This window comes from Echinicola salinicaeni, from assembly GCF_014280965.1.
In the GTDB taxonomy this organism is placed as follows: Bacteria; Bacteroidota; Bacteroidia; order Cytophagales; family Cyclobacteriaceae; genus Echinicola; species Echinicola salinicaeni.
On record NZ_JACODZ010000007.1, the window covers coordinates 319,886 to 339,324 of the forward strand.

The 19,439-nt window shown below is 39.6% G+C and carries 19 protein-coding genes; 5 read left to right on the forward strand and 14 right to left on the reverse strand.

Going from position 1 to position 19,439, the window contains the following annotated elements; all coding sequences use genetic code 11:
* Positions 1-4: 4 nt before the first annotated feature.
* From H7U17_RS15470 to H7U17_RS15495, 6 genes are all read right to left on the reverse strand, one after another.
* Positions 5-631: an LON peptidase substrate-binding domain-containing protein gene (locus tag H7U17_RS15470; RefSeq protein ID WP_186757648.1), complete on the reverse strand. Its 627-nt coding sequence runs from the start codon at positions 629-631 to the stop codon at positions 5-7.
* 243 nt (positions 632-874) lie between these two features.
* Entirely contained in the window at positions 875-1,777 is a 903-nt protein-coding gene (locus H7U17_RS15475; protein WP_186757649.1) for a sugar phosphate isomerase/epimerase family protein, read from the reverse strand.
* Between the two features lie 56 nt (positions 1,778-1,833).
* On the reverse strand, positions 1,834-2,385 hold the full coding sequence (locus tag H7U17_RS15480; RefSeq protein ID WP_186757650.1) for a gluconate 2-dehydrogenase subunit 3 family protein: 552 nt from the start codon (positions 2,383-2,385) through the stop codon (positions 1,834-1,836).
* A 17-nt stretch (positions 2,386-2,402) separates the two neighbouring features.
* Complete coding sequence (locus tag H7U17_RS15485) at positions 2,403-4,082, reverse strand: GMC oxidoreductase (RefSeq protein WP_186757651.1); 1,680 nt, start codon at positions 4,080-4,082, stop codon at positions 2,403-2,405.
* Positions 4,083-4,114: 32 nt separating this feature from the next.
* Positions 4,115-4,981: a hydroxypyruvate isomerase family protein gene (locus tag H7U17_RS15490; protein WP_230981446.1), complete on the reverse strand. Its 867-nt coding sequence runs from the start codon at positions 4,979-4,981 to the stop codon at positions 4,115-4,117.
* Between the two features lie 13 nt (positions 4,982-4,994).
* The gene (locus H7U17_RS15495) at positions 4,995-6,227 is read right to left on the reverse strand and encodes a nucleoside permease (protein ID WP_186757652.1); all 1,233 of its coding nucleotides are present in this window, start codon (positions 6,225-6,227) and stop codon (positions 4,995-4,997) included.
* Positions 6,228-6,502: 275 nt separating this feature from the next.
* On the opposite strand from H7U17_RS15495, the gene H7U17_RS15500 reads away from it, so the two are divergent.
* The 4 genes from H7U17_RS15500 (at position 6,503) to H7U17_RS15515 (ending at position 10,117) form a co-directional block, all read left to right on the forward strand.
* On the forward strand, positions 6,503-7,669 hold the full coding sequence (locus H7U17_RS15500) for a Gfo/Idh/MocA family protein (protein WP_186757653.1): 1,167 nt from the start codon (positions 6,503-6,505) through the stop codon (positions 7,667-7,669).
* A 148-nt stretch (positions 7,670-7,817) separates the two neighbouring features.
* Positions 7,818-8,870 (forward strand): sugar phosphate isomerase/epimerase family protein, encoded by a 1,053-nt coding sequence (locus H7U17_RS15505; protein ID WP_186757654.1) that lies wholly within the window; start codon positions 7,818-7,820, stop codon positions 8,868-8,870.
* Between the two features lie 29 nt (positions 8,871-8,899).
* Positions 8,900-9,322, forward strand: a complete 423-nt coding sequence (locus H7U17_RS15510; protein ID WP_186757655.1) for a c-type cytochrome — start codon at positions 8,900-8,902, stop codon at positions 9,320-9,322.
* 45 nt (positions 9,323-9,367) lie between these two features.
* Entirely contained in the window at positions 9,368-10,117 is a 750-nt protein-coding gene (locus H7U17_RS15515; RefSeq protein ID WP_186757656.1) for a 3-keto-disaccharide hydrolase, read from the forward strand.
* A 128-nt stretch (positions 10,118-10,245) separates the two neighbouring features.
* Here H7U17_RS15515 and H7U17_RS15520 read toward each other — a convergent pair whose 3' ends face one another.
* The 8 genes from H7U17_RS15520 to H7U17_RS15555 form a co-directional block, all read right to left on the reverse strand.
* Positions 10,246-12,489 (reverse strand): NADP-dependent isocitrate dehydrogenase, encoded by a 2,244-nt coding sequence (locus tag H7U17_RS15520; protein WP_186757657.1) that lies wholly within the window; start codon positions 12,487-12,489, stop codon positions 10,246-10,248.
* Between the two features lie 351 nt (positions 12,490-12,840).
* Positions 12,841-13,662 (reverse strand): 3-methyl-2-oxobutanoate hydroxymethyltransferase, encoded by an 822-nt coding sequence (panB, locus tag H7U17_RS15525; protein WP_186757658.1) that lies wholly within the window; start codon positions 13,660-13,662, stop codon positions 12,841-12,843.
* A 9-nt stretch (positions 13,663-13,671) separates the two neighbouring features.
* Positions 13,672-14,175 carry a phosphoribosyltransferase family protein gene (locus H7U17_RS15530; RefSeq protein ID WP_186757659.1) on the reverse strand — a complete coding sequence of 168 codons (504 nt, stop codon included), beginning with the start codon at positions 14,173-14,175 and terminating at the stop codon, positions 13,672-13,674.
* Between the two features lie 133 nt (positions 14,176-14,308).
* On the reverse strand, positions 14,309-15,238 hold the full coding sequence (gene rsgA / locus H7U17_RS15535; RefSeq protein ID WP_186757660.1) for a ribosome small subunit-dependent GTPase A: 930 nt from the start codon (positions 15,236-15,238) through the stop codon (positions 14,309-14,311).
* Positions 15,231-16,481, reverse strand: a complete 1,251-nt coding sequence (locus tag H7U17_RS15540; RefSeq protein ID WP_186757661.1) for a 3-deoxy-D-manno-octulosonic acid transferase — start codon at positions 16,479-16,481, stop codon at positions 15,231-15,233. The genes rsgA and H7U17_RS15540 overlap by 8 nt, the downstream gene beginning before the upstream one ends.
* Positions 16,482-16,583: 102 nt before the next feature.
* Positions 16,584-17,096 (reverse strand): hypothetical protein, encoded by a 513-nt coding sequence (locus H7U17_RS15545; protein ID WP_186757662.1) that lies wholly within the window; start codon positions 17,094-17,096, stop codon positions 16,584-16,586.
* Positions 17,097-17,214: 118 nt separating this feature from the next.
* Positions 17,215-17,844, reverse strand: a complete 630-nt coding sequence (locus H7U17_RS15550) for a peroxiredoxin (RefSeq protein WP_186757663.1) — start codon at positions 17,842-17,844, stop codon at positions 17,215-17,217.
* Between the two features lie 29 nt (positions 17,845-17,873).
* The gene (locus H7U17_RS15555; RefSeq protein ID WP_186757664.1) at positions 17,874-18,299 is read right to left on the reverse strand and encodes a Fur family transcriptional regulator; all 426 of its coding nucleotides are present in this window, start codon (positions 18,297-18,299) and stop codon (positions 17,874-17,876) included.
* 150 nt (positions 18,300-18,449) lie between these two features.
* On the opposite strand from H7U17_RS15555, the gene H7U17_RS15560 reads away from it, so the two are divergent.
* Positions 18,450-19,439, forward strand: coding sequence for a DUF6588 family protein (locus H7U17_RS15560; RefSeq protein ID WP_186757665.1), 990 nt, complete (start codon positions 18,450-18,452; stop codon positions 19,437-19,439).

Genomic DNA, 19,439 nt, shown 5'->3' on the forward strand with positions numbered 1-19,439 from the left:
TCTATTAAAAATCTAGCGGATCGAGGGATTTAAAATGTCCATTCATTTTAATTCTCTCCTTCGCTTTTTCAATCTCCCTAATTACAGGAATTATTTGCTTCAAATGCTTGATGAGGTAAACTATCCTATCAGCTTCCTTTTCTATCAATAACAATTGATATTCCTCTTCCAACTTCAAGCCCACTTTATGTGCATAGGTAAATGAATCTAAATTCCCCAAATCAATTTCTTCCCCTGTGTGCAACAGTCGTAACACTTCCTGTAAATAGAAGACATACTCATTAAACAGGACCTCTGGAACAAGCTGATCATTCTCCAAAAACTCTACTTCTCCACCTGCATACATTCTCCCGGTCATGGGGTTTTCAAAGCTCATTAACTTAAATGGACGCTGACCTATGGTCTTAACGTCCATCCTACCATCATCATACTCCTTATAAACTTCCACCAGCTTGACCATGGTACCATGTGTTCTCAACCTATCCGTATACACACAAACACCAAATTCAAGATTACCTTTTAAACAGTCTCTAACCAATTGTTTATACCTAGGCTCAAAAATATGAAGGTTCAAACTCTCCCCAGGGAAAGCGACAAGTTTTAAGGGGAATAATGGTAATATAACGCTCATAAGCACCTTATTTATCATTACAGTTTACCAGACCACAGTACTACAAACGTAAATTATCTGACAAGGATATCTTCGAGACAAAGCTCCCTTCTTTAATTTTTTATGTTCGGATCCCATATTAAAGAACAAAAGCCTCCATTGACCAAGAAAAAGAGACTAGATAGAAATGACTGACTTTAAAAAAATGGACAAAAAAAATCCGGCTATAATAACTTATAGCCGGACCATAACAACTAATAATATTTAAAACACCAATTGATTCATGTACATGGCATTTTCTTTAGCAGCTTCTAGCGGTGTAGTACCTTCGAACTTCTCCTGCTCCACCACAAAATATTCCATCCCATTGTCCTTCGCTGTTCTTAAAATCTTTGCAAAATCGATACTTCCTGTACCTAAAACAGTGGAAGCATGGCTTTCATCACTTGCCGCACTCTTCTCCCTATCCTTCACGTGACAAAGACGGTATCGATCCTTATAATTCTTAAAATAGGCTTCTGGATCCACTCCAGCAGTTACCGCCCAATAAATATCCAATTCAAAGTCTACTAAATCCGGATCGGTGTACTCCATCAGGACATCCTGAGGCAACTGACCTTCCATTTCTTCAAAAGTATATCCATGGTTATGATAAGCAAATCTCAATCCGTTTTGCTTACAAATTTCACCCACTTTATTGAAACGATCAGCCACATTTTTCCATTCTTCAATAGATTCTTGCTGACCAATATAAGGGCAAATCAAATGCTTCATTCCAATGGCGCCAGCCTCCTCAGCTAGCTGCTCAGTATTATCGAATACATTGGCATGGGATGAAATAAAGTCCAATCCTAAATCAGAAGTAAAAGATTTGAATTCGGTGTTTTTCATTCCCCAGAAAATCCCCTTTCCACCATCATAGCCTTCGATTTGGTTATAACCAAATCCTGCAATCTTTTTGATAGTTTCTTGGGCATTCTCAGCCATATCTTCCTTCACCGAGTAAAGCTGCACACCAAAGCTATCCAAAGTACCTTTCACCGCCTCAGAAACAGCTTCTTCAACTACCTCAGACTCCTTTTTGGGAGAAGAGCAAAACTGAAAAGGTAAAAAGGCCCCTGCTGCAAATGCCGCGCCCAACTTAATAAATTTTCTTCTTTCTTTCATTTGGGGTTCGTAAAGGTTTAAAAGGGACAAATTATCCTTGTCCCTATAAATTAATATTAAATAGCGTAAGCTTTATCGCCTTTTTTATAATCAATGCATGGCTCCCATCTACCTGGAACTTCCACATAATTCAAAGCCTGCGTAGCGCCAATTTCAGAAGTAAAATAACCTAGGACAGTAAGGTCCTTCAGCATTTTAAAGTACTTAGGACCATTTTCGTCATTGGCAGTAGCATTAAGCTTATTCAAGTATTCGGTTCGCTCTTCTTGACTTGCATTCATAAAGTCTTTCCCCGCTTCTTCTTTGAAACCAGTCCTAAGTGCATTCAGGCCATCAACAAATTCTTTTTGCTGATCCTCCCAATAGGTATCCTTCACCATCATCACCATAAACGCACCAATTCCTGTAGCCTTAGCACCTGGAGTATCGGTCGTCGGAATAATGGTATCTCCTATCTCATCTAAAAAGGCGATTTCCTCTTGAGTAAAATCCAAGCCTTCAATTTGCTTATCTGGTGTACATCCTGTCAGGATGGCATTAGCGCCCACCATGGTTCCTCCCATCATGAGGACGACACTCTTTAATGCATCTCTTCTGTTCATTGCCATAGTCGTGTCTTTTTAGATTATAGGTTACCTTTCTTCAATTCTTCCACTGCAAAGCTTGCTGCTCTCGCAGTCAATGCCATATAGGTCAAGGAAGGGTTCACTGCTGAGGCAGAAGTCATGGCTGCACCATCAGTAACGAACACATTTTTCGCATCCCAAACTTGGTTATTACCATTTAGCACTGAACTTTTCGGATCCCTTCCCATTCTAGCAGTACCCATTTCGTGAATTCCTTGTCCAAATGTATAGCCTGAGTCATAAGTATGAACATTTTTAACTCCGGCAGCTTCAAGCATTTCAGCAGCATCGTTCATCATGTCCTTCCTCATCTTCTCCTCATTCTCTTTGATCTCTGCATTCATCACCAAAGCATACATTCCCCACTTATCTTTCACTTCTTTACTCAATTTAATGGTATTATCATGATAAGGCAAAATTTCTCCAAATGCCATCATCCCCATACTCCATGGTCCTGGCTCCGTCAAAGCCTCTTTTAGCGGACCTCCAATATTCATTTCTCCTACATTTCGACTCCATCCACTTCTACTTGCACCCCCTTGATAACCAAAGCCACGAACATAATCTCGCTTATCATCACCTACATTTCGGAACCTGGGAATATAAACACCTCCCGGTCTTCTTCCGAAATAGTATTTATCATCATATCCTTCCACAGTTCCATTGGCCCCTAGTCTAAAGTGGTGATCCATCACATTATGTCCAAGTTCACCAGAACTACTGCCCAATCCTTCCGGCCATATATCGGTGGCAGATCGCATCAATATTTGGGTGGAATTAAAGGCTGATGCACACAAGAAAACGATCTTAGATTTGTATTCAATTGTTTCCAAAGTTTCAGCATCAACAACCTCTACTCCCGTAGCCTTTTTGGTGTCTTTGTCGTAGATCACCCTGTTAGCGATAGAAAAAGGCCTCAAGGTTAGATTTCCTGTAGCCATTGCTGCAGGCAAAGTAGAAGACTGTGTACTAAAATAACCTCCAAATGGGCAACCTAACCAGCACTTATTACGATATTGACAACCTGGTCTACCTGGAAGAGGCTGTGTAATATTCGCAATACGGGAATTAATCAAATGCCGTTTTCCTCCAAAGCTCTTTGCAAGCCTTTCTTTCACATCCTTTTCCACACAGTTCATAGCCATAGGTGGCATAAATTGCCCATCAGGCAATACATCCAAACCATCTTTATTCCCTGCTATCCCAGCATGCTTTTCTACATAATCATACCAAGGCGCAATGTCCTTATATCTAATCGGCCAATCAACAGCGATGCCTTCTTTTAAGTTGGCCTCAAAATCCAAGTCAGACCACCTGTAACTCTGTCTACCCCAAAGCAAAGAACGACCACCTACTTGGTATCCTCTGAACCAGGTAAAAGGTTTCTCTTCCACGTACGGGCTATCATCCTCATGTGCCCACCAATCCAGCACTTGCTCATTAAGCACATAGTCTCTCTTCAGGTTAGGGTGGTTTTCCACCATCTCTGTAGTTCTTCTTCCTCTGTGAGGAATTTCCCAAGGTGCCTTGGTAGCATTTTTATAGTCTTTGATGTGCTCTACATTTTGCCCCCTTTCAAGGAGCAAAACCTTCAACCCTTTTTCAGTCAATTCCTTGGCAGCCCAGCCACCACTGATCCCGGAACCAACTACGATTGCATCGTACTCTTGATTAGCCATAATTAAATTTAAAGGTTATTTTGTTTGTTATGTTAAATATCACACAGTGCAATAGCCTCCCTTAAGGAAGCCGCTTTGTCTTTTGCCTTTGGAATAAATTCTTGGGCAACATGTCCTTTGAAACCAGTTTTGACAATTGCCTTGATAATCGCAGGATAATTTAACTCTTGGGTTTCATCTATTTCATTTCTTCCTGGATTACCAGCTGTATGGTAATGCCCATAGTATTGATGATTCTCCCCTATTGTCCTGATCACATCCCCCTCATCAATTTGCATATGGTATATATCATAAAGAAGTTTAAAATTATCTGAGTCAAGACGCTTGCATAACTCCACACCCCAGATACTCTTATCACACATATAATCCGGGTGATCAATTTTACTGTTCAATAACTCCATCACCAAGGTTACCCCATGCTTCTCTGCCAAAGGCAATAATTTCTGCAACCCTTTCACACTGTTTTGGAGTCCAGTCTCATCATCCATTCCGTTTCTGTTCCCACTAAAACAGATAAGGTTTTTATACCCATTTTTTGCAACCAGAGGAATCATTTCAGTATAATTCTTAATCAGCTCATCATGGAATTCAGTATGACTAAAACCTTCCTCAAGACTGATTTCAGCGCCATTACACATAGAGCTGTACACGCCATGTTTTTGGGCTGTAGGCCAATCTTTTGGCCCCATTAAGTCTATTGCATTAAATCCAATATCCTTAATCAATACACATAATTCATCTAAGGATAAATGACCATAAGTCCATCTACAAACAGAATGGTTGATATTCCCTTTAAGCATTTTTTGGTTATTCTTTGCGTTTAAATTCAAATAGGGCATGCCGCTTATCGCAGCAGTGCCCATTATCATTTTCTTTAATGCGGTCCTTCTTTCTGACATGTTTATATCTTAATTATGCCGCAACTGGAGTAGGTTTCTTTTCTTTAAATGCCATTGCAAAAATCAAAGCTACCAAAACGGCTATACCAGATGGAATTAACCAGATAGTCTCCCAGTTATGAAGTCCATCAGTTCCAGTATATGCATCAGTGATCATTCCAGCAACCCAGAATCCTATCAACATCCCTACTCCGTAAGTAGCTAAAGTAATCATACCTTGAGCAGCACTTTTGAATTTTTCACCTGCTTTGGAATCTGTATAAATTTGCCCTGAAACAAAGAAAAAATCATAACAAATTCCATGAAGTGCTATACCAATCAAAAGCATAAATGAAAGCTCATTCACATTACCAAATGCAAACAATGCATACCTGACAACCCAAGCTATCATCCCTACAAGTAAGGTTTTCTTAATGCCGAACTTACTAAAGAAAACTGGTAGAAGCAACATAAACAATACCTCACTTACCTGACCCAGAGCCATTTTACTAGTCAAATTGGTCATTTCTATTTCCCCTAAAAACAAACTGGCATTTTGATAATAAAAAGCCAAGGGAATACAGATCATAATAGAAGCAATGAAAAATATCAGATAGTTTTTATCTTTTAATAACGCAAAGGCATCAAGTCCCAAAATCTCAGAAATGGACTTCTTTTCTCCTTTGGAAATCTTAGGCGGTGTTTTTGGAAGAGCAAAGCTATATACACCCAAGATACCTGAAGCAATACAAGTCATCAAGAAGGTATTCCTTAACAAGCCTTGACCTGCTCCTTCAGCTGAATCCCAGCCAAAAACCAAACTGATCACTAAACCTGCTACAATCCAACCAATGGTTCCCCATACCCTGATGGATCCAAATTCTTTTTCTGGATTGCTCATCTGGTTGAAAGAAACGGAATTGACCAAGGCCAAAGTCGGCATATAGGCTACCATATAGGCAAACACATATGGATAAAAAGTTGAAAAATCTTCTGCATTGTACATCTGAAACATTAACACTGCTCCAATGATGTGCAATACGCCCAAAATTCTCTCTGCATTAAAATATTTATCGGCAATTAGACCAATAATAAAAGGAGCGATAATGGCTCCAAATGATTGGGTGGAAAATGCTGCAGCACTTTGCGCCCCTGTAGTGCTAAGGTTTTTCTCAAGGAACAATCCTAAAGTCACAAACCAACCACCCCAAATGAAAAATTCAAGGAACATCATAAAGGACAGCTTAAACTTGGTGGTAAAATTCATAAGGTTTAATACGGGTTTTTGATTGTTGTAATAATTTCATTTATGAAATGAAAAGCCAAACTACTTAAATATTAATTTAAATTTTAGCGTTTTTAATTTAATTTTAGTTTTTGCATTTCAAGGGTGTAAGTATAAATTATCTATCAATTAAAAGCATCACCACTCGTAATACTATATTACTTTTGGTCACTTTTGTGTGAAAAAAGGCTGACAATTAGATAAATTAATCCTTAATTAATAAAAATTAATCCCAACATATAATCAATAAAATAAAAATGAATCAACGCAAACTTCGTATGGGCATGATCGGCGGAGGGCCCGGTTCCTTTATCGGGGCAGTTCACCGAATAGCTGCAAATATGGATGGTAAAATCGAATTGGTAGCTGGAGCTTTTAGCAGCAATGCAGAAAAATCAGCTGAAGCAGGTGCTGAACTTAACCTAGAAAACCACAGAATCTACCAATCCTATGATGAAATGTTCGAAAAGGAAAAGCAACTTCCAGAAGATCAAAGAATAGATTTCGTCAGCATCGTCACTCCCAACCATGTCCATTTCGACCCAAGCATAAAAGCGTTGAAAAATGGTTTCCATGTAGTCCTTGACAAACCCATGACACTGACTTATGAAGAAGCCAAAGAGCTCAATGGGGTAATTGAAGAAACAGGCCTTTTATTCTGCCTGACACACACCTACACAGGATACCCAATGGTAAAAGAAGCCAGACAATTGGTAGCCAATGGAACCTTGGGCAATATCAGGAAAGTATATGTGGAATATCCACAAGGCTGGCTTTGGAAGGATTTCTCGGAAGATGAAAACAAACAAGCTGCTTGGAGAACTGACCCTAAAAGAAGTGGAGTTGCAGGATGTATGGGGGACATTGGCACCCATGCCATGAACTTAGCGGAATATGTGAGTGGGCTTAAACTGGACAAGCTCTGCGCTGATTTAAACACCACACTTCCTGGACGTGTCTTGGATGATGATGGAATTGTATTACTGAAGTTTGACAATGGAGCATCCGGGGTACTAATGGCTAGCCAAATTGCTACCGGAGCGGAAAACAACCTTAAAATCAGGGTATATGGGGACAAGGCAGGCTTAGAATGGCAACAAGAAGATGCCAACAGCCTCATCATTAGACACCCTGAGCAACCTGACCAAATATACCGTACAGGAGCCAATAATGCTTATCTTTCCTCCTATGCTTTAGCCAACAGCAGAACACCTGCCGGTCACCCAGAAGGATACCTTGAAGCCTTTGCCAACCATTACAGAAATTTCGCCAGAACACTTTTAGCCCAATCCAATGGACAGGAAGCTGAAAAAGAATGGTTAGATTTTCCAGGATCTGAAGATGGCCTACGAGGAATGGCATTCATAGAACATGTGGTAAAAAGTGGCAAATCTGAGCAAAAATGGACTAAATTTGAATTATAATGCTTTTGGCAAAAACAACTCCAGTATAATTCTGCATTTTGAAGACAAAAAATTTTAGAAAGCTTTAATAAAAATTCTAAAGGACTTAATTTGCAGGAATGCCATTTGCTAAAACGATTAATTATATAAACTTATAAAAACCTACCATATGAAAACCATCAAAGGCCCCGCCTTATTTATAGCACAGTTTGCAGATGATCAGGCCCCATTTAATAGTTTAAAAAGCATCAGTGAATGGGCCAGCAGTATTGGATACAAAGCCATACAAATTCCTTCTTGGGACAGTCGGTTCATCGATCTCCAAAAAGCCGCTGAAGACCAAGCTTACGCTGATGAGATCAAGAGCACTGTTGAAAATGCGGGACTTGAGATTTCAGAACTGAGTACACACCTACAGGGACAACTAGTAGCAGTAAACCCTGCTTATAATGAATTATTCGATGCCTTTGCTCCAGATGAATTGAAAGGTGACCTAGCGGGCAAATCCGCATGGGCAAGTCAGCAACTAATGTATGCGGCCAAAGCTTCTAAAAACCTTGGCCTAACAGCGCATGCTACTTTTAGCGGTGCATTAATGTGGCACACTGTTTACCCTTGGCCGCAACGTCCTGCAGGACTTGTTGAGGCGGGTTTTGATGAACTGGCAAAAAGGTGGCTACCAATATTAGACGAATTTGATAAAAATGGTGTAGATTTATGCTATGAATTGCATCCAGGTGAAGATTTGCATGATGGAGTGACTTTCGAAATGTTCCTTGAAAAAGTAAATCATCATCCTAGAGCAAATATCCTATATGATCCAAGCCACTTCTTATTACAGTGTTTGGATTATGTAGAATTTATCGACTTCTATCACGATAGAATCAAAATGTTCCATGTTAAAGACGCTGAATTCAACCCAACCGGAAAACAAGGTGTATACGGCGGGTACCAAAGCTGGATCAATAGAGCCGGAAGATTCCGTTCTTTAGGAGACGGACAAGTAGACTTCAATGCCATTTTCAGCAAACTGTCTCAATACGATTTTGACGGATGGGCAGTACTAGAGTGGGAATGTGCCATCAAACATCCAGAAGCTGGAGCCATCGAAGGCGCTAAATTTATCAGTGAAAAGATCATCAGAGTAACAGAAAAAACCTTTGATGATTTTGCATCTGCCGGCACAGACGAAGCGCTGAACAAAAAAATATTAGGAATTTAATTACATACCAAATCAAACCTATAGAATCAATGAACATCAGCAAATTAGCTAGCGCAGGCGCAATAGCTCTTGCAGGATTTGCCTACGCATGTGGAGGTGGATCAGACACAAAAACAGAAACTACTTCCACTCCAGCTGCGACTGCACCTGAAAAGGAATTGAGTTTTGACGAAATGTACAAGGACAATCCTGATTATGTAAACGGATTAGCCTTGGTTAAGCAATCTGACTGTCCTAGCTGCCACATGGTAGAAAGAAAAATCGTTGGGCCGGCATACAAAGATGTAGCTGCCAAATATGAGAGTACAGAAGAAAACATTGCTACTTTGGCAGAACACGTAATCAAAGGAAACTCTGGTGTTTGGGGAGAAGTACCTATGCCTGCTCACCCTGGTCTATCAGAAGATGATGCCAAACAAATGGTAAAATACATTTTATTATTAAAAAAATAAACCCATAAAGGAGGGCTTAACGCCCTCCTTTTTACCAATACCCCTATGAAAAAAACCTTATTATCTCTATCAGCCCTTGCTATGCTAGCAACCACAGCATGCGGTTCTGGCCAGAGCGACAAAAGCACTTCCAATACAGAAGAGAAGGTCAAAGTAGAAAACTCCTCTGATAAAAAAAGCGAAGGGGACTGGACCGTTCTTTTTGATGGCTCCAATACTGACAGCTGGAAAACCTATAACAAAGCAACAATCGGTGAAGCCTGGAAAACAAAAGACGGTGTATTATACCTCGACTCTTCTGTAAAAGAAGGCAGAGGTGACCTTGTCACAAAAGATGAATACAGTAATTTTCACCTTAAGCTTGACTGGAAAATCTCGGACAACGGTAACTCTGGAATCATGTTCATGGTACACGAAGATGAGCAATTCAGACACCCTTATGTTACAGGTCCTGAATACCAATTGTTGGATGATGAAGGTCACCCGGACGGCAAAAACTTAAAACACCGTACTGCTGACCTATATGACATGATCCAAGCTACAGAAGAAGCCTCCAATCCTGTTGGAGAATGGAACTCTACGGAAATCATCGTCAATGATGGTAAGCTAACGTTCAAATTAAATGGGATAACCACTGTGGAAACCACCATGTGGGATGAAAGCTGGAAAGCGCTTATCGCAGGAAGTAAATTTAAAAATGCAGAACATTTCGGTATCTATAAGAAAGGGAAAATCGCCCTTCAAGATCATGGGAATGATGTTTTCTTTAAAAACATAATGATCAAGGAATTGTAATAACAAGATCGAGAACCTATGAAAAGCTGGCAAATGCCAGCTTTTTTTATTCACCCTGTCTATTATGCAATCATTAAAAAAGGCCATACACAGAAGCGTATGGCCTTTTACTATTTAGATAATATATCTTAAACACTTGCAACTACCAATTCCAATATACCATTTAAAGTTTTGCTTGGTCTCATGGCATTTGAAGTCTTTTCTTCATTTGGCTTATAATAACCTCCGATATCAACAGGACTTCCCTGCGCTCCATTAAGCTCAGCAATAATCACTTCTTCTTTCTCCTCCATAGCTTTGGCTATCTTAGCAAAAACCTCTTTCAATGCGGCATCTTGATCCTGTGCAGCCAATGCTTCTGCCCAGTATAAAGCCAAATAGAAATGACTACCTCGGTTATCCAGTTCATTTACCTTACGAGATGGAGACTTACCATTTAACAAGAACTTAGTGGTAGCTTCATCCAAAGTCTTTCCAAGAACAATAGCTCTATCATTATTGAAAGTATTGCCCAGGTGCTCTAAGGAAACAGCCAATGCCAAGAACTCACCCAAAGAATCCCATCTTAGGTGACCTTCCTCAACAAACTGCTGAACGTGCTTAGGAGCAGAACCTCCAGCTCCTGTCTCAAACAAACCTCCACCATTCATCAAAGGAACAATAGAAAGCATTTTGGCACTGGTACCTAATTCCAAAATAGGGAAAAGATCGGTCAAGTAATCTCTAAGGACATTCCCAGTTACAGAAATGGTATCTTTGCCTTCCTTGATTCTCTCCAAAGAGAAGCGAGTAGCCTCCACAGGAGAAAGGATCTTGATATCCAATCCTTCAGTATCGTGCGCTGGCAGGTATTTATTTACTTTTTTGATCAACTCAGCATCATGCGCCCGATTGCTGTCCAACCAGAATACCGCAGGAACTCCTGTGGCTCTAGCACGGTTTACAGCCAATTTCACCCAGTCCTGGATTGGGGCATCTTTGGTCTGGCACATTCTCCAGATATCACCTTTTTCTACAGCATGCTCCATCAAGGTCTGCCCAGCAGCATTGAGTACTTTTACAGTACCATCCGCAGGAATTTCAAAAGTCTTATCATGAGAGCCATATTCCTCAGCTTTTTGAGCCATCAAACCTACATTAGGCACACTCCCCATAGTAGTTGGATCAAAAGCACCATTTTTCTTGCAAAAGTCAATGGTCTCCTGATAAACACCTGCATAAGAACGGTCCGGAATAATTGCTTTTGTATCCTGCAAAGCATCATTTTTATTCCACATTTGACCAGAAGTCCTGATCATTGCTGGCATAGATGCATCGATGATCACATCACTTGGCACATGAAGATTGGTGATACCTTTATGGGAATTCACCATGGCTAAATCAGGGCTATCAGCATAACACGCCTCAATATCTGCTTCAATCTCCTTACGCTTATCAGCTGGAAGCTTATCCAAGGCACTAATCAAGTCTCCAAACCCATTATTGACATCTACACCAATCTCTTCGATGGTTTTTGCATGCTTTTCAAATACGGGAGCGAAGAACACCTTAACAGCATGACCAAAGATGATAGGATCAGAAACCTTCATCATAGTCGCTTTCATGTGAAGTGAAAACAAAATCCCTTGCTTTTTCGCATCCTCTTTCTGTTCTGCAAGGAATTCAGCCAATTTCTTCACACTCATTACAGAAGCGTCGATTACCTCACCTTCCTGAAGTTTCAATGCTTCTTTCAATACAGTTACTTCACCATCTTTTCCTTCTAACTGAATTTTTATAGTACCTTCAGCTGCCATCGTCAAAGACTGCTCACTACCATAAAAATCCCCTTCACTCATACTGGCTACATGGGACTTAGAGTCTGCACTCCATTTACCCATACTATGAGGATTGTTTCTTGCGTATTGCTTTACTGCCTGAGGAGCCCTTCTATCAGAGTTCCCTTCTCTCAAAACAGGGTTTACAGCGCTTCCCTTGATCTTATCGTATTTTGCCTTAATGCCTTTTTCTTCCTCAGTCTTTGGCTCATCAGGATAATCAGGCAAGGCATACCCCTGTCCTTGAAGCTCCTTAATGGCCGCTTTAAGCTGAGGAATGGATGCACTGATATTTGGAAGCTTTACGATATTGGCTTCTGGAGTTTTGGCGATCTCACCCAACTCTGCCAAAGCATCACCTATACGTTGCTCTTCCTTCAGAAATTCCGGAAAATTAGCAATGATTCTTCCTGACAATGATATATCCCTTGTCTCTACTGCCACACCAGCTGAATCGGTAAAAGATTTAATAATCGGCAACAAAGAATAGGTTGCCAAAGCTGGCGCCTCATCGGTCAGCGTATAGAGGATCTTCGGTGTTTTTGTAGTGGTCATTTTATTAAAATTTTACACAACAAAGCGCAGCCAAAAGCCGGCCTTGGTGTATTGTACTGATTAATTAAATAATTTGATTAAATGCCTGAGCACTCGAATTTGCCGCTAAATTACGCAAAATATCGCGTTTTCAAAGGCTTAAAACGGAATTGAACTGTACTGAACCAAATACTAAAACAGTCGCTCGAACATATATACTTTGCTTATTCCATTCAAGCAAAGACAATTCCAACAAAAATTCTTCTATAAAGTTTTTTTCAGAAAATAAATTAGGTTTCCCTATACCTACAATAGTATTGGTCAAGCCCTTAAAATATTGATTTATAACTACAAAACCTGTCTTTTAAGGGGTCAATAACTCTCTTTATCATTGGGAAAATCTTCAGACTTCACATCTTGGATAAAACTTCCCACCGCCTCAGTCATGATTCCTCGCAAATCGGCATACTGCCTTAAAAAACGGGGCTTAAACTCCTGCGTAATCCCCAACATATCATGAACTACCAACACCTGTCCATCCACATACGGACCAGCACCGATACCTATGACAGGTATGGACACAGTCTCCGCTACTCGCTTCGCCAAAGCCGCGGGGATCTTCTCCAATACGATGGCAAAGCAGCCACACTCCTCCAAAACCTTTGCATCAGAAATCAGCTTTTCTGCCTCATCTTCCTCTTTGGCACGCACCGTATAAGTCCCAAACTTGTATATGGATTGTGGAGTCAAGCCCAAGTGCCCCATCACAGGCACTCCAGCACTCAAAATCCTTACCACAGACTCTTTTATTTCGGCACCACCTTCTACTTTCACAGCATGTGCTCCAGATTCCTTCATAATCCGGATGGTTGACCGTAATGCCTCCGAGGAATTACCTTGGTAGGAGCCAAAAGGTATATCCACCACCACAAACGAGCGTTTAACAGCCCTTACCACTGAAGAAGCATGATAAATCATTTGGTCAAGCGTGATCGGGAGGGTGGTTTCATGCCCCGCCATTACATTGGAGGCGGAATCCCCAACCAGGATAATATCGATTCCAGCAGCATCTAATATGCCCGCCATGGAAAAATCATATGCCGTCAACATGGAGATTTTCTCTCCACGATTTTTCATTTCCTGAAGCACATGAGTGGTGATTCTCTTAATATTCGAAGACTGATGGACAGACATAACAGTGGGTTATTGTAAATAAACGGTAGAGCCCTCCTCAGAAAGGTTCACGACAATATTTTCACTAAGGGTGGTGGCCAATTCATAGCCAGTATAATCAGCAGCAATAGGAAAAAGCTTATGACTTCTGTTTACCAAGACTGCTACTTCTATTTTTTTGACTTCGTATTTCAAAAACGGATCTATCGCATAAGTCAATGTCCTTGCAGAATTAAGTACATCATCCACCACGATTAGACTCTTGTTTTTAAAATCAAATTCCTCAGACAGTTCCACAGGAGGCTGAACCTTGGTAAACTTATCAATGGTAATCATCATTTTCTTCACTTTAATAGTGGAGATCTCTTTTACCTTTTCAGCTAGCAAACCAGCAAATACATAGCCCATTCCTGATATACCTGCAAAAATAATTTCTTCCTCCCCCACATTTCTCTCATATATTTCAAAAGCTATCCTTGTAATTTTCTGTTGGATTTGCTTATGGTTCAGTACCAATGTTTTGATTTCGCTCATGTTTGTATCTTCAAACTGTTTGATAGCCGAAAATTAGCTCAAATGCCAATGGATTCAAAGATTTGAATATGATAAAATCTATTTCATCTCATCCAAAATGATTAATTCACTATCGACTTATACCTTATATTCATCAACGATGAGAATCTTCCTCATGCATAATTTTCACATAACTATCATAACGATATGGATGGATATATCCCTCCTCCAACACTTCCAAAACTTTACAGCCGGGCTCAGTAAGGTGCTTACAGTTATTGTACTTACACTGGCCTAAATATTTCCTCATTTCAACAAAATAATGAGAAAGCTCTTCATCATCAATGTCCAAAATTCCAAACTCTTTAATCCCTGGAGTATCTATCAAGTACCCGCCTCCTTTAACAGGAAACATTTCAGCAAATGTGGTGGTATGGACTCCCTTTGAAGTAAAATTGGAAATTTCTTTGGTGGATTGCTGAGCGTTGGGAATTAGCCTATTCAAAATAGTAGATTTGCCTACACCAGAATGTCCGGAAAGCAAGGTAGTTTTACCTTGAAGCTTCCCCAAAAACTCCTTTTCCAACTCCTCATCATTTAAAGCTGAAATTTCCAATACAGGATAGCCCAATGGCTCATAAATTTCATGGATATCTTGCAAAAACTCTTTATCCTTTGCCTTAGATATCAAATCCATCTTATTGACAACAATGGTAGTGGGAATCCTAAAACTTTCTGTACTGACTATAAATCGATCAATAAACCCCAAAGAAGTTCTAGGTTGCATGAGTGTAATCACCAGAAATGCTTGATCGATATTGGAAGCCAAAATATGGGAAAAATTAGTTTTCCTTGTGGACTTCCTAATAATATAATTCTCTCGGGGCAGGATTTCTGCGATTACTGCTGTATCCTGATTTTCCTCTTTTTCCAAAGAGACATAATCTCCCACAGCAATTGGGTTCGTCAACTTCAAATCACTTTGTTTAAATTTCCCCCTTAGCCTCGCCTGAATATATTCACCATCCAGCTCAACTGTATACCAGCTACCCGTCGATCGGATTACCCTTCCTTTATTATTCATTGAATGATTTTTTCACACCATCGATGATTTTCTGAGCACTTCCCAGATTTTCCATCACCAAAACATCAGCAGATTCTACTGCTTTTTTATATGCATTAACCGCTTCCAAATCTACCAATATTTTCTCAAATGAGGCTGCATCCTCTACTTCAAATCCACAGCCTGCCCCTTGACTGATAACCGCCTCGGGAAACTTACTGACCTTCCTCAACTTTCCGAAAATTACCGGAACTCTAAAAGCCAAAGGCTCTAAAATATTATGTAAGCCCTTTCCAAAGGCACCACCAACATATGCGATATGGGCAAATTGATAAAGAGAAGATAGCATACCGACATTATCGATAAATAGCACAGCTTGCTCTCCCTGTCCAGCTTCATCAATCTTTGAATACTTAATGCTTGACTTATTAATCGCTTTTGACCATTTATCGACCACTTTTTCATCAATATCATGAGGCGCTATGATGTATTTATATTGAGAATACTTATTGATAAATGGAATGATCAATTCCATATCTTCTTGCCAGGCACTTCCTATGACAATAACAGGAGTTCCCTTTACAAATCCCTCCAGCTCAGGAAACTTTTTGGGGCTTTCACTGATTGCTTGAACATTATCAAACCTAGTATCCCCAGCAATGGAAACTTGTTCTATTCCAATTTTTCTCAACAAACTTAATGTATACTGATTTTGGGTAAAAATATGATCAAATGAATTCAATACCTCCCTAAAAAACCCGCCATAAGACTGAAAATAAACCTGCTCCTTTCGCATAGAAGCAGAAAATAAAAACAGGGGAATCTTGCGCTTTTTAGCCTCCAGAATATAATTGGCCCATAAATCATACTTTACAAAGAAAATCATCTGGGGCTTCACAATGTCTAAAAACTGCTGAACATTTGACTTGGTATCAAAGGGCAAATAAGTAATCAAATCTACATTGGCCTGAGCCTTCTTTATTACATTCTCATAGCCACTGGGACTAAAAAAAGTCACCAATACAGCACTATCGAAATATGTTTTTTTCACGGCAGCAATAACAGGCTTTGCTTGCTCATACTCCCCTAAAGAAGCCACATGAAACCATATTATCTTGCCCGAAAATCCCTCTCTAAAAGTCTTGAGCTGATCAATAACGCCCTCTCTTCCCTTTACTAATCTAGCCAACTTGGACTTCCCTCCTTTAGTCAACCGCAACATCCCGGACATTGCCCAAACAGAAAAATCATATAACACCTTCATGCCCAAAATTAACAAGATCGGAACAAACCTCCTTCATTATCCCTCAATTAAAAAGCCTTACAACCATCCTGTAAAGCTCCTTCTTTGATCATTCTTCCAAAATCACTCTAACCATTCGATGATTTTCAAGTTAAAACCAAAAAAGCAATCATCAACACAGTTTTCTGGCACATACCCGCAGCTCTTAACCAGTCCATTATCAAATTCGGTGAAATAAATTGTATTTGATTTTTGATCTACTGTCAGGTACTCATCCTTACAAACATCATAAAGCATATCCAAGGTAAGTGGATCGGCTCCGTTATCATCAGCCCCAATTTCTTCACCTTCTTCCACATAGCTATACACCAATTCCTTACCGCCATCATCTTTTAAATTATAACTTTCAAACGCTCTTTTTGTGACCAAGCCATCTATTACGGTAATGGTGGTAATCGAACTATAACCTGTCCATGAAGAAGTACTTACTTGATAACGATAGGATTCATCGTTCTGATTTTTAAGAACTTGCCAATTTCTTTCACTTTTCTCAAATTGATTTTGCTGGTCATTACCATCACAAGAAAGAAGAAACAAGGCAAATAAAATGGAGGTAGTAATTTTGAAAGCATTCATCTTGAAATTGTTTAGTTAAAAATATACGCTCTACTAGGACGCAATAAATTCAAAAATTGCTACAAAAAAAGCCCCGGAAAATTTCCAGGGCTTCATTATTGAAATTCTTCTCTAAGAATTAGTTTTTAGCAAGGTATTCAGATACACTTTCTTTAGTAGCTTTCATTGCTTCTTTTCCTTCTTCCCAGTTAGCAGGACAAACTTCTCCATGCTTCTCTACGTGCTGAAGAGCATCTACCAATCTGATCATCTCGTCGATGTTTCTTCCAAGAGGAAGGTCATTGATAGTTTCGTGTCTTACTACTCCTTCTTTATCAATCAAGAAAGAACCTCTGAATGCTACTGGAGCACCTTCGTAAGTAAGCTCACCTTCTTCATTATAGTTCCACTCACCTGCCAAAACACCGAAGTTATGGGCAATAGTTTTTGCTGGATCAGCAACCAATGGATAAGTAACACCTTCAATTCCACCTTGAGCCTTAGGAGTAGCCAACCATGCTAGGTGAGTTTCTTCAGTGTCGCAAGAAGCTCCTACAACAGCTACACCTCTTTTCTCAAACTCAGCCAATTTTTCTTGGAAAGCCAAGATTTCAGTAGGGCAAACAAAAGTGAAATCTTTTGGGTAAAAATAGAAGATAACTTCTTGCTTACCGATAAACTGCTCCAATGAGAAGTTTTCTTCGATTTCCTCTCCGTTAACCACTGCTGGTGCACTAAATAAAGGGGCTTTTTTTCCTACTAATGACATACTTTTTAATTTTAATTGATTAGTTATGTTTAATTTATTTTCTGTTTGTTGTGGCCTTTTAGAACCACTTCTATGTCTTCAACCTCAAAATCCTTGATTTTATTTTTCTCAAAGAACTCTTTGATCAAGGTTTCTAATTGGTGATTATGATAATCCCTGATTTCATTGGTTTCCTTGTCATATAAATGACTGTGCGCTTCCAATACCGCATCAAAGCGCATGACACCATTGGTATCTATGAACTTTTGGATGATCTTTGCATTTACAAAAGTATCCAATGTCTTATAGACCGTACCAAGGGATATGCTAGGGTTATTTTCCTTGACCTGTTCATAAACCCATTCAGCAGTGGGGTGACTATGTGTCTGCGAAACCGCTTCATATATCACCATGCGCTGATGGGTAAACTTAAGTCCACCGCTTGAAATCTTATTTTTTATATCTTCAATATCCATTCCGTACTAAGAATCATTCTTACTTAGTAATAGTTCCGCAAAACTATAAAAGATCTTTAATTTTTCAAAAATTATTTTTTTCAGGTACTTTTTACCCTAAAAGATTACTCTAAATTTCCTTACCTTTATCTTTTAAAACCACCAATATCAATGAAGAAAATATTACATTTTTGTTTATTTGGGCTCATCTTGATGAGTTCCAAAGCTTTTGGACAAGGCGATGTAGATGTTGAGCAAATACTACGTGCTGGAGCGAAAGACTTAAACACCTATATGGGCTATTACGTGGAACCCGCTGCAAAAGGTTTCATCTACAGCATGGGAAGCGGCTGGGCTCAAACGGCCAAACCTCACAGTACTTTAGGATTTGATATTAAATTCGGCTTAGGAGCTGCATCTGTACCTAGCAAACATGAAAGTTTCACTTTTGACCCAAATGAATATGATAAGCTTAGGCTTATAAATGCTAATGGACCAACAGAACTCCCAACGCTCTTTGGAGCCACAGAAACCAATTCCTCACTCGGCATCTATGAGGATGGAGAATTAATTGCGGAGGTAGAAGTTCCTCCGGGAATAGACATTCCAGTAAAATATGTTCCTGCCCCAACCATCCAAGCTGCCTTGGGTTTACCAGCAGGATTTGAATTGGTGGGAAGGTTTATTCCAGAATTAAAAATAGATGACGCCAAAGTTTCCCAATGGGGACTAGGCATAAAACATGATATAAAACAGCATATTCCAGGATTGAAATTATTACCTTTTGATCTTTCGGCACTTGCTGCCTATAACCATCTAAAGTCCAGCTATATTATTGACGAGACTGAAAATCAACATGGTAAAATGAATGTAGAATCCTGGACCTTCCAAGGGATTATCAGTAAAAAGCTATCTATCATTACCTTTTATGGTGCATTTGGTTATAATACTGGCAAGTCTGCTTATAGCGTATTGGGTGATTATTATGTTGAAGGAGTATCAGAACCATTGACTGACCCTGTAGACTTGAAATATGAAATAGCTGGAGCAATGGGCACCTTAGGGCTAAGGTTTAAATTTGGACCAATATTCCTAAATGGAGACTATACCTTCCAGGAATATAATACCATCAATGTAGGATTAGGAGTATCAATCAGATAA